The organism is Nesiotobacter zosterae, assembly GCF_033843645.1.
GTDB lineage: Bacteria > Pseudomonadota > Alphaproteobacteria > Rhizobiales > Stappiaceae > Pseudovibrio > Pseudovibrio zosterae.
On record NZ_JAWXVZ010000009.1, the window covers coordinates 133,832 to 144,769 of the forward strand.

Sequence of the window (10,938 nt, forward strand, 5' to 3'; positions counted from 1 at the left end):
ACAACCCGTGCAAACAACAAAACCCGAAAGGGCGGAGGCGAGCATGGGAACGGTAGATTACCAAGGCTATTCCAACCAGATCCTCGAAGTGGCACGCCGGGCACCTTACCTGTCCCGCGAAGAAGAATTTGAGTTGGCCACCAAGTGGCACGACAACAAAGATGCCAAAGCGCTTGAGCGTCTTACGCTCGCACACCTCCGTCTGGTGCTCGCACAAGCGATGAAGTTTCGCTCATTCGGCCTGCCGCTCGCAGATATGGCCCAAGAGGGTCAAATTGGCCTGATGGAAGCAGCCGCCCGGTTTGATCCGTCTCGCGAGGTAAGGTTTTCCACCTATGCAACATGGTGGATCAAAGCATCGATCCAAGATTACATCCTTCGCAACTGGTCGATTGTCAGAGGCGGAACGTCCTCAGTCCAAAAGCGGCTGTTCTTCAGCGTCAGAAGACTGCATTTGGAGATCGCGCGCCAGCACCCGGAGATGAATGACACCGAAATCAAGTCCGAAATCGCGACCAAGCTGAACGTAAAGAAGAGTGACGTGGAACGCATGTCTTCTCACCTTTCTGCCCCAGACGCTTCACTCAACGCACCAATCAGCGAGAGCGATGGGACATCAGCGGAAAAAATCGATCTCTTAGAAGACACTGGACCTCTGCCAGATGACATCGCGTCTGATGCAATCGACATGGATCGAAAGCGTAATTGGTTGGCTGACGCGATGAAGTCGCTGAACCAAAGAGAGCTTATGATCTTGAAAAAGCGTCGCCTAGCAGATGAAGCCATGACACTCGAGGCCCTTGGGGAAGTCATGGGCATATCAAAAGAGCGCGTGCGACAGATCGAGAGCGCCGCATTGAAGAAGCTGCGGTCCTCGCTTGAAGATAAAGGCCCTGGCCTCATCCCTGTGCAATAGGCTTCGTCCGTTCTAATAAAAAAGCCGCGTCCCTCGCGGCTTTTTTGTCAGTCCGAAATCACCTTGACCAAGTCACCAGCTTTGAAACGGTGACCATTGTCCACCTGATTGAGGATCGTAAAGAGCTGCAATCGGCGTGAAGGCTCTATGCCGCTCATTTGCACGGCAAGCTTGCGGGCCGTGTCGCCAGATTTGGCTTGTAACACCTTTAACCGCAACGGCTGCAGCCGCGCTTGATCGGCAGGTGTCAGTTGCTCAAAGCTGTTCAACGTTTGCTCAAAGGCCTTGTTAAAGCTGGCGTTTGGCGACCGACTTGCAAATATGAAACGGTAGCCCGTCAACCCGATGCGCACCACGCCAATTCGGAACGACCACCCATCGGTGACTGCTGACCCCACCACGGCAGGCAGGCCGTTGATGGTGGTTGGACGGACACTGTTGTCGATCAGACCGTTGACCCAACCACTGCGCATGTACTCATCAAGGCTGCTGAACTCTGTCAGATCAGCCCCATCAAACCGCATGGCTGTGCCCTTGCCATCACTGGCAAGCACAGCCTCCGGGCTGTTTTCCAGCGCGAAATTGGAGGGAACACTGAAGGAGATACCCAAAGCCTTGTGAAGAAAGCTGCGACCGCGGATGTACCCCTCGAGAGGATCGTCGCCAAACAACATCCCATCAATGTTGGTCAGATAGTCGGCGCGATCCCTGCGCCCAATGCCCGGCGCACCAATCTGGCGAGCACTGTTGATGGCGCGCAGCACGCGTTCCGGCGTATTGGGGTGGGAGGATAAGAAATCCGGCGCATTGCTGGTGTCGCCGCCAAGGCTTTGGAACTTGGCAAACTTGTCCATCGTCTTCAAGAAACGAGAGGCCGCATAGGGATCATACCCCGCCGCTGCCAGCGTGCGCACGCCAATGTCGTCCGCCTCCAGCTCCTGCTCCTGAGAAAACCGGGCAAAGGACATCTGGGAGGAGCGAACTGCATCTTCCAACTGGCTCTGATCTTCAACCACGGAGCTCATCACACGATTGGCCAGTTCGGCGGCTTCCGCACGGCGCTGACGCTGTATCGCGTGGTTTGCGGTCACGTGTGCCATTTCGTGAGAAAGCACCGCCGCGAGCTCGGATGTGTCATTTGCAAGGGCCAGAAGACCACGGGTTACATAAAGGTATCCTCCCGGCAGCGCGAACGCGTTCACGGCCGGAGAGTTCAAAATGGTAATTCGGTACTGAGCACGTGGATCATCCGAAGCTGCCACCAAGCCACCTACAATTTTCGCAATGGCTTTCTCTGCGCCGGGATCCTTGTAAATGCCGCCATACGTGGCCACGACGCGTGGATGCTCTCGTGCGCCAATATCTGCAGCCAATGTGGGGCGGAGCGTGCCGGGCTTGGCGTCAGTACCCGTGGACCCAACCAGCTGGCACGAAGCAACTGCACCCGCCAACACGAGTACAGCGAGGATGCGTAGCCCGCGTCCTACGGTGCCAAGGGTCATCCCAAATTTCATAGTGGCCCTGGTTGCTCCAACTTCAGTAGTCTTAGCGCAGGAGGTTCATGAAGCCGAATTTCCGGCCCACCACGCAACTGCACAATACCGCGCATTTCAACAATTTGCCCTGTCAGCTTTTCCGGATCCAGCCCCGATCCTCGAAAAGCCTTCAACTTTTTTATCTCAATAATGCCAGTGAAATCGCGTGTCCAGCGCTCACCGAAATTCAGATAGAGGATTCTGCGGGTTTTCCCTACGGAAACCACCTTGCCGTTCACGATCTGGAAGCTCCCGCGCGCGCCATAAAGCCTCGAGTCTGTGGCAAGAAAAGGACCACTGCTTCCCCACCAGCCATTCTTTTGTTGCCTGGCTTGGTTTTCAGCTGCCTCATAGACCGCGCGCAGCCCCTTTCGGCAGCGCAGAACCTCCTCGGGATCCCACAGGACAGCAAGCCCCTGCGAAATCAGAAAGCCTCCCAGGTCCGTGCCATCAGCGCCCCGCATAAAAGCCGCCTGCACACCCCATCGATCTTCCTTGCCAACCTGCGTAACACCCACGGCACCACTTTGACCTTCAAGCCATGCTGAAAGCGCTGCTGCCGCCCGATCATCAAGGATTTTCAACCCAGCCAACCCATAGAGGTTGCCGCTTGGCGCCCGTAGCAGATCGCCGGGCGCAACAGTAAGCGCCGACACCTCTGTTTCAGCAAGAGCGAAGCAGTCTTCTTCTTTGGCATGAGAACCAGAGAGAAATAGGAGACCAGCAAGCAACCCGAGAAAGATGACCCGCAAACGCGACATAAAACACCTGAACACGAAGACAATGCCGATCTAAACTAGAAGCTGCACATCCCTTCAACCCCGGGAATCTTCCGGTTACGGACACACGCCATGGGAAAGGCGGAACCGTATCTCCCGAATAGGGGATGCCATCCCGTTCGTGGCACAGCTGAAATCGCGCTCTGGAAACTGCGGAAAGCCCCCTCGCATCGCAAAAAAAATCATGCTATGCGCAGAGTTGCGCCGCCTTACTTGGCAACATCGGCGCCAGGCCCCGTAGCTCAGCTGGATAGAGCGGCCGCCTCCTAAGCGGCAGGTCACAGGTTCGAACCCTGTCGGGGTCACCATCTTGTATGGCCACTTATCAAAAGCCTCATAAAACACTCAGAAGACAAATGGATCCAAGGCGCCACTGTCTACACGCACGGCCTTACTTCCTAATACTAAGGTATAGATCAAGTACAAATTAGTAATATACCTTCATATAACCATAGGGCATCTGTATAAACCTTAATCTTTGTTTCTAGGCGTTATTGACAGAACTCGCAGACAGGCGTTCATTAACTCCCGGGAGAAATAAAAGGGAGCAGGTATGTCGCCCATTCTGGAGATTAATGACCTGAAAAACAAAGCACGCCGCCGCGTGCCCAAGATGTTTTTTGATTACGCTGATTCCGGTTCATGGACCGAAAGCACCTACCACGCCAACGAAAGCGACTTTGCCAAGATCAAACTGCGACAACGCATTGCCGTTGACATGACCAATCGCAGCCTGAAAACGCAGATGGTCGGGCAGGATGTTGCCATGCCAGTGGCATTGGCCCCCACGGGCCTGACAGGCATGCAGCACGCAGATGGAGAGATTCTGGCGGCCCAAGCGGCGGAAGAGTTCGGCATTCCGTTCACTCTTTCGACCATGAGCATATGCTCCATTGAAGCAGTGGCAGAAAAAACAAAGAAACCTTTCTGGTTCCAGCTTTATGTGATGAAGGATAAAGACTTCATCGGCAACCTTATTGACCGCGCCAAGGCAGCGGGGTGCTCCGCGCTGGTGCTTACACTCGATTTGCAGATCCTTGGCCAGCGCCACAAGGACCTGCGCAATGGGCTGTCCGCCCCGCCCAAGTTCACACCCAAGCACATTTATCAGATGGCAACGCGCCCGCTGTGGTGCCTTGGCATGCTGAAAACCAAGAACCACACATTCGGAAACATTGTTGGCCATGCCAAAGGTGTCTCTGACTTGTCCTCCTTGTCTTCATGGACTGCAGAGCAGTTTGACCCGCAGCTCAACTGGAAAGACGTGGAGTGGATCCGCGAGCGTTGGGGCGGCCCGATCATTCTCAAGGGCATCTTGGATGTAGAGGACGCACGCATGGCGGCACAAACGGGTGCTGATGCCATCATTGTCTCCAATCATGGCGGCCGTCAGCTTGATGGCGCGCCGTCCTCCATTGAAGTGCTACCTTCCATTGTCGATGCGGTGGGTGACCAGATTGAAGTTCATATGGATGGCGGCATCCGCTCCGGTCAGGATGTGCTGAAAGCCAAGTGCCTTGGCGCCAAGGGAACCTATATTGGCCGCCCTTTCCTCTACGGCCTTGGGGCAGACGGCAAAGCAGGTGTTGCAAAGGCCCTCGACATCATTCGCACTGAACTTGATGTCACCATGGCTCTTTGTGGCAAGAGAGACATAAACGACTTGGATCGCAGCATTATTTACCCACCGGAGGGTTTGCAAAACACGCGTTCTTGGGGGTAAAACACGCTAGCTCGTCAATCAGGTAGTGGTCGTTGAGATCACTGCCTTTTTGATCTCCGTTGCTTCGCGTGAGCTGAAAGGCCCCGAATGACCTACAGACCCGGCTTCTTCAATGATATTTCCTCGCGGGTTCGCGCCATGGACTTGGACAACCTGCTGCTGGACACCGACAGTTACAAACACTCCCACTATCGACAATACAAGCCCGGCACCCAGTATGTGTCATCCTATGTGGAGGCACGCAAAGCAAACGGCTCGATAGACTACACCGTTTTCTTCGGCCTTCAGATGGAGCTTGCCAAGCTTCAGGGCGTGGTAATTACCGAAGACATCATTGCCGAAGCAGAGCCTTTCATTCGCGCCCATGGCCTTGATCCCGCCATAGACAGTTGGCGACGTATCCAGGAAAGCCATGACGGACGCCTGCCAGTTCGCATTGATGCCCTGCCAGAGGGCTCTGTGGCTGGCCTGCGCACGGCAATGATGCGCATCACCAACACAGATCCCGAGTTTTACTGGCTGCCAACCTTTCTGGAAACGCGCTTGCTACGGTCCATCTGGTACCCAAGCACGGTGGCCACCAACTCCTTGGCGACAACACGTGAAATTGCACGCCGCATGCAAATCACTGATGGCTCCTCTGAAGGGGTTGAGTTCAAGCTGCACGACTTCGGCGCGCGGGGGACCACATCGTTTGAAGCGGCTGGCATCGGCGGCTGTGCCCACCTTGTGGCGTCTCAAGGAACCGACACCATCAGCGGCCTCGTCTATGCGCGCAATTTTTATGGCGCAGACATGGCGGGCTATTCCATTCCCGCTTCCGAGCACTCCACGATGACCAGTTGGGGTGGCGAAGCTGGTGAAATCGACGCGATGGAAAACATGCTGCGCCAGTTTCCTGATGGGCTCGTGGCATGTGTGTCAGACAGCTATGACCTGTTCCGCGCGCTCAACGAGTATTGGGGCGACAAGCTCAAGGATCAGGTTCTGTCTCGTGAGAACGGCTTTCTCGTGGTGCGTCCGGACAGCGGAAACCCCTGCGAGATCCTGCCGAGCACCATCGAAGCTCTTGGCGAAAAGTTTGGTTTCACCGAAACCGCAACTGGCTACCGCCTGCTCAACGACAAGGTTCGCGTCATTCAGGGCGATGGCGTCACACCACAATCCATCATCGACATCATGCAGGCCCTCATGAACCACAAGCTGGCCATCGGCAACGTTGCATTCGGCATGGGTGCAGGGCTTCTGCAAAAGATCGACCGCGACACCTTTGGATTTGCCATGAAGGCCTCAGCCGTGTGCATTGAGGATGAGTGGCACGACGTGTTCAAGGCTCCGGCCACCTCCGTTGCCGGCCTGAAGGCCTCTCGCCCCGGCCGCCTTGCGGTGGTCAAGGAGCAGCCGGGTGTTTATGAGACCGTCCGCCAAGAGGAGCTGGCAGATCGTGACGATCAGCTTGAAACCGTGTTCCTTGATGGCGAAGTCACCAAAGTGCACCTGTTCGAAGACGTCCGTGCCAGAGCCGCTCAGGAATACGATGAGATGATGGCTGCGAAGGCTCAAGGCCGCTGGCCCGGCATTCGCTAGAAACGCTAGACTAGTCGGAGACCGAGGTGTGCACGGTCTCCCATGCCTCCGTCGCCTCACTGCGAAAGATCGCATCAATAATGCGCATGTTCAAAATGGCATCGCCCGTCCCATAAGGCAGCTCTTCTTCACCGCGCACAACGCGAGAGAACAGCTCACCCTGAAGCTGATACTGATCGCAAGGTGGGATCACTTCCGTCTCGAGTGCGGCATCGCCCAGCACTTTGCCATCATCAAGCCGCAGCACTGTCTCCCCGCCCAGCGGAGCATTGAAGGGGATCAGCATTTCCAGCCGCTTGGAAGTGCCCAGAATGTTGATCCGCTGATACGGCACAGATTGCGTGGCAACAGTAAACTCCGCCCGTTGCCCTCCGCCAAAATCAAGCAGCGCAGACGTCAGCCGGTCTGTTCCAAAGGTCGGATCTCGGTCCACGAGGCTGATCACGCGCACCGGGTCTTTCTCCAGAAAATACCGTGCAGCCACTATGGGATAGCAACCAATATCCATGAGGGCACCACCGCCGGTCGCCAGTTGATTGCGAATGTTTTTCGGGTCCGAGTTGTTATAGGCGAAGACAGACTGAACAAGCAGAATGTCCCCCAGCTCTCCGGAGAGCACAATCTCGCGTGCTCGTTGCCATTGCGGATGGCAGCGAACCATGAACGCTTCCATGACATAAAGGTCGCTAGGCACGTCCAACAGAAGTGAGGCTTCATCGCCATCCAGCGCAATCGGCTTTTCGCAAAGCACATGCTTGCCTGCTTCGGTGGCTTTCATGGTGTACGGCACATGCATGTTGTTTGGCAGCGGATTGTAGATCACCTCCACCTCCGGATCCGCCAACAGTTCGTCATAACTGCCATAAGCCTGCGGGATCCCGAGACGGCTGGCCGCTTCCTGCGCCCCTGCCAAATCTCTAGAGGCGATGGCAACCACCTCAACGCCATTGGCCTTCATCAGGCCCGGAATGACCTTCTCGATGCCGATACGAGCCGTAGAGAGAATACCCCACTTGGTGGTCTTGGTTGCCATTTTTCCTCCCATCGGCCCTTGCGCAAGGACCTGAAGTGCCGATCAGCGCCCCAGTTTGCGGTCTCCTTGTGTGGCCTCATGGGCCATAAGCTCCGCAATGGCGCAGACAATGTGATAAAACGTGCTCGCAGGCGCTGCCTCTTCCACAAACGTCCCGTCTGGCAACAGCTTATCACGCCAAAGGCCGGGCTGTACGCCCTCAAAGAATTTTTGCAAAGCGGTCATGGCGCGCACCAACGAAGCCTCGTAGCGTTCACGCTCGGCGTCCTCGCAAATCTCCAGCATCACAATGGCACCTTTGATCCACTCAGTCTGCCCCCACATACGCGCAACCGGATCCGTCACCGCGAAGCTGTCGTCCATTGCCATGAACACGACATCGCGCTCTTTGTCGATGCCGTACGTCTCTCCGATATCGAACAAGCGCTTGGCAAGGTCCAACGCGCGCTCGTTCTTGCGCGCAGCGCCCCAACGCACAAACAGCCATGCCCATTCGAACTGGTGACCAGGTTCAATGCGTCGGCCCTGATCGCCTTTCATGGGGGCCCAAGTCCGGTCAAAAAACTCCCGCACGGCTCCCGTTTTTGGGTCGACAAACCGGCCCATGGCAAGGCCCACGATCTCATCTGCCAGATCGCCCCACGGCCCATCCGGGTCAACCGCTTCCCAGGCAAGCGCAGCTTCCAGCATGTGCATGTGCGGATTGGAGGCCAAAGGCTCGCTAGGCGGGTTGGTCGCTTCAAATCCAGCTTCAGGATGGGCGTAGTTGGCCCGAATGAAGTCGAATATCTGCCCTGCGATCTGCCGCGCTTCGCCGTAGTGCACTTCATTGCTGGCTGCCATGGCAGCAAGGCCCAACAACGCGAAGGCTTGGTTGTAAAGATCAAACTTCCCGTCAACGATCCGGCCATCGTCATCCATCAGGCCAGCAACATACCCCTCATCGGTGCGAAAGGAGTCCAGCATGCTATCAAGCCCATGCTTGGCAGCGGCCTCCCAGTCGCCCGTCCAGCCAAGGCGTCCGCCCTGACAGAACGAATAGGTCATGCGCGGGTTTACGCGCCCCCGCCGCGGGCCAAGCGCCCCCATGCCATTCAAGCCAATGGCCTCAAAGTAGCCCCCTTGATGCCGATCCGCGCCCTGCCGCCACCAGATTGGCAATGCCTTGTCAAACAACCACTGTTTCAGCTCGGTGATTTGCGCGTGATGGGTCAAGAACTAGCCTTTCGTGATCGGATAAATTGCGAAGAACAGATCGCACGGTCGGAATAAGAATAGGGTATGCACCGGCATTGCCAGCACCGCGCATCCTACCCACAACCAGCGGGTCAAACAATAAGTAGCTGACCCGAAGGCAAGATCTGCAATGCGTCACAAAAGCGCGAACGCACACATCCGTGAGATCCAACAGGCGCAAGATGACGTAAGGTAATATCGAAGAAGCAGCGCACTCTGCGCACAAACAAGGAGCCGACCATGGCCAACTTCCCAGAGGATATGCTGGATACCATCCGCAGCGCCCAGGCCATTCGCCTGCAAACGGCCTGCGGCTACAAGCCGGTCAACGCAATTGTCCCCTGCATCGCCTACGATCGCGTTTTCCTCGTAAAGCCCCCTTCCAATGACAACAGCTGGTTCGAGCGCCTGACGGATACCAAACTGGCAATCCTGTTCCTTGATGGGGTGCCCATGATCATCGCTGCTGAACCGCCAGCGGACCTTGAGTGTCTCACCCCCGCCCTCATTTGCGCTGAACAGCAACTCACTGTCGAGAATGAGCCATCTCCCGGCATTCATGTTTTGGAAGTTCGCCGCGCCCAGTAACAACAAAATGAAAAAGCCGACCCGGATGCCCTCCGGGTCGGCCTATTCGTTTTCAAGTTCTCAGAAGGTTAGGCAGTAACCATCTCACCCTTGATTTCGGATGCCAATTGGTCAGCAACCGGGCCGACGATGACCTGCACAGACCCTGCTGCCGGGCGTACCACACCGTGGGCACCGAGACGCTTCAGAGCAGCTTCATCAATCCGCGCATTGTCAACAACCTTGAGGCGCAGACGTGTTGCACAGGCATCAACGTTGGTCAGGTTGCTGGCGCCACCAAGGGCGTTCAGGTAAGCCCGAGCCTTCGCATCGCCCGCCGCAGCCATTGCTGTACCGGCAACTTCTGCAGTGGTTTCGGTTGCAGCTTCTTCTGCACTCTCACGGCCCATTGTCTTCAGGTTGAAGAACTTGATGGCAGCCACGAAGAGGAAGTAGTAGATCGCGAAGAACGCAATACCCACTGGGATCAGCATGATCGGGTTGGTCGCAATACCGAAGTTGATCACGTAGTCAAACAGACCAGCTGAGAAGCCGAAGCCGAGCTTCACGTTCAGCATGTCCATGACGACCAGAGACACACCGGTCAGAACCGCGTGGATCAGGTACAGGGCTGGAGCCAGGAACATGAACGCGAATTCGATTGGTTCGGTGATACCGGTCAGGAAGGAGGTCAGAGCCATAGAGGCAAGAACACCACCAACAGCAGAACGGTTCTCAGGCTTTGCGCAGGTGTACATTGCAAGACATGCAGCTGGCAGACCGAACATCATCACTGGGAAGAAACCAGCCATGTAGGCACCGGCAGTCGGGTCGCCTGCGAAGAAGCGGTTCAGGTCACCAGTTACCACTTCGCCAGCAGCATTGGTGAAGTCACCCATCAGGAACCAGATGATGTTGTTCAAGATGTGGTGCAGACCAGTTACGATCAGCAGACGGTTCAGGGCGCCGTAAAGGAACAGACCCAGCTCACCCATGTGTGTGATGCCGTTTGTCAGGCCTGTCAGGGCGCTATCGAAGAAGGCCCAGCCATAACCGAAGGCAGCAGCAACAACCAGAGCGGCCAGACCGGTGACGATTGGCACGAAACGGCGACCGCCGAAGAAGGCCAGATAGTCAGGCAACTTGATGTTGTTGTACTTGTTGTAAAGAATACCGGCCACGATACCCATGATGATACCAACCGGAATTGCAATACGGCCTTCCATGGTGCTTGCCAGGTCTGGCTCAAGACCTGCCAGATTTACAGCACCCTGCTGTGCAATAAGGAAGCCCACCAGGCCTGCAAGACCGGCCGCGCCGTGGTTTTCCTTCGCAAAGCCAACTGCGATACCAACCGCGAACAGCATGCCGAGGTTGGAGAAGATTGCTCCACCTGCCGCTGCCACGAATGGAATGTTCAACAGATCAGGCTGACCGACACGCAGCAGGATAGCTGCGACAGGCAGCACCGCGATCGGTAGCATCAATGAACGACCAAGATGCTGGACGCCCGCAAATGCGTTGTTTGACATTTAATTGTCCTCCCGCTCAATAAAAATCGA

At 56.1% G+C, this 10,938-nt stretch carries 9 protein-coding genes and 1 tRNA gene; 5 read left to right on the forward strand and 5 right to left on the reverse strand.

Annotated features, from left to right (window positions below; genetic code table 11):
- Positions 1-43 precede the first annotated feature (43 nt).
- Positions 44-916, forward strand: coding sequence for an RNA polymerase factor sigma-32 (locus Q3Y58_RS14545; RefSeq protein WP_319622730.1), 873 nt, complete (start codon positions 44-46; stop codon positions 914-916).
- Between the two features lie 47 nt (positions 917-963).
- Here Q3Y58_RS14545 and Q3Y58_RS14550 read toward each other — a convergent pair whose 3' ends face one another.
- Positions 964-2,430 (reverse strand): M48 family metalloprotease, encoded by a 1,467-nt coding sequence (locus Q3Y58_RS14550; protein WP_319622731.1) that lies wholly within the window; start codon positions 2,428-2,430, stop codon positions 964-966.
- Positions 2,427-3,212: a thermonuclease family protein gene (locus Q3Y58_RS14555; protein WP_319622732.1), complete on the reverse strand. Its 786-nt coding sequence runs from the start codon at positions 3,210-3,212 to the stop codon at positions 2,427-2,429. The genes Q3Y58_RS14550 and Q3Y58_RS14555 overlap by 4 nt, the downstream gene beginning before the upstream one ends.
- Positions 3,213-3,461: 249 nt before the next feature.
- On the opposite strand from Q3Y58_RS14555, the gene Q3Y58_RS14560 reads away from it, so the two are divergent.
- From Q3Y58_RS14560 to Q3Y58_RS14570, 3 genes are all read left to right on the forward strand, one after another.
- Positions 3,462-3,538 (forward strand) — tRNA-Arg (locus Q3Y58_RS14560).
- 245 nt (positions 3,539-3,783) lie between these two features.
- On the forward strand, positions 3,784-4,953 hold the full coding sequence (locus Q3Y58_RS14565) for an alpha-hydroxy acid oxidase (protein ID WP_319622733.1): 1,170 nt from the start codon (positions 3,784-3,786) through the stop codon (positions 4,951-4,953).
- A gap of 87 nt (positions 4,954-5,040) precedes the next feature.
- Entirely contained in the window at positions 5,041-6,540 is a 1,500-nt protein-coding gene (locus Q3Y58_RS14570) for a nicotinate phosphoribosyltransferase (protein WP_274219915.1), read from the forward strand.
- Positions 6,541-6,550: 10 nt separating this feature from the next.
- On the opposite strand, the gene Q3Y58_RS14575 is transcribed toward Q3Y58_RS14570, so the two are convergent.
- Complete coding sequence (locus tag Q3Y58_RS14575) at positions 6,551-7,573, reverse strand: Gfo/Idh/MocA family protein (protein ID WP_319622734.1); 1,023 nt, start codon at positions 7,571-7,573, stop codon at positions 6,551-6,553.
- A 42-nt stretch (positions 7,574-7,615) separates the two neighbouring features.
- Entirely contained in the window at positions 7,616-8,788 is a 1,173-nt protein-coding gene (locus Q3Y58_RS14580; protein WP_319622735.1) for an AGE family epimerase/isomerase, read from the reverse strand.
- A gap of 261 nt (positions 8,789-9,049) precedes the next feature.
- Here Q3Y58_RS14580 and Q3Y58_RS14585 point away from each other — a divergent pair, with 261 nt between their 5' ends.
- Positions 9,050-9,397 (forward strand): hypothetical protein, encoded by a 348-nt coding sequence (locus tag Q3Y58_RS14585; RefSeq protein ID WP_274219912.1) that lies wholly within the window; start codon positions 9,050-9,052, stop codon positions 9,395-9,397.
- A 68-nt stretch (positions 9,398-9,465) separates the two neighbouring features.
- Here the strand turns inward: Q3Y58_RS14585 and nagE are convergent, their stop codons facing one another.
- Positions 9,466-10,908 carry an N-acetylglucosamine-specific PTS transporter subunit IIBC gene (gene nagE / locus Q3Y58_RS14590; protein ID WP_319622736.1) on the reverse strand — a complete coding sequence of 481 codons (1,443 nt, stop codon included), beginning with the start codon at positions 10,906-10,908 and terminating at the stop codon, positions 9,466-9,468.
- Positions 10,909-10,938: the final 30 nt, after the last annotated feature.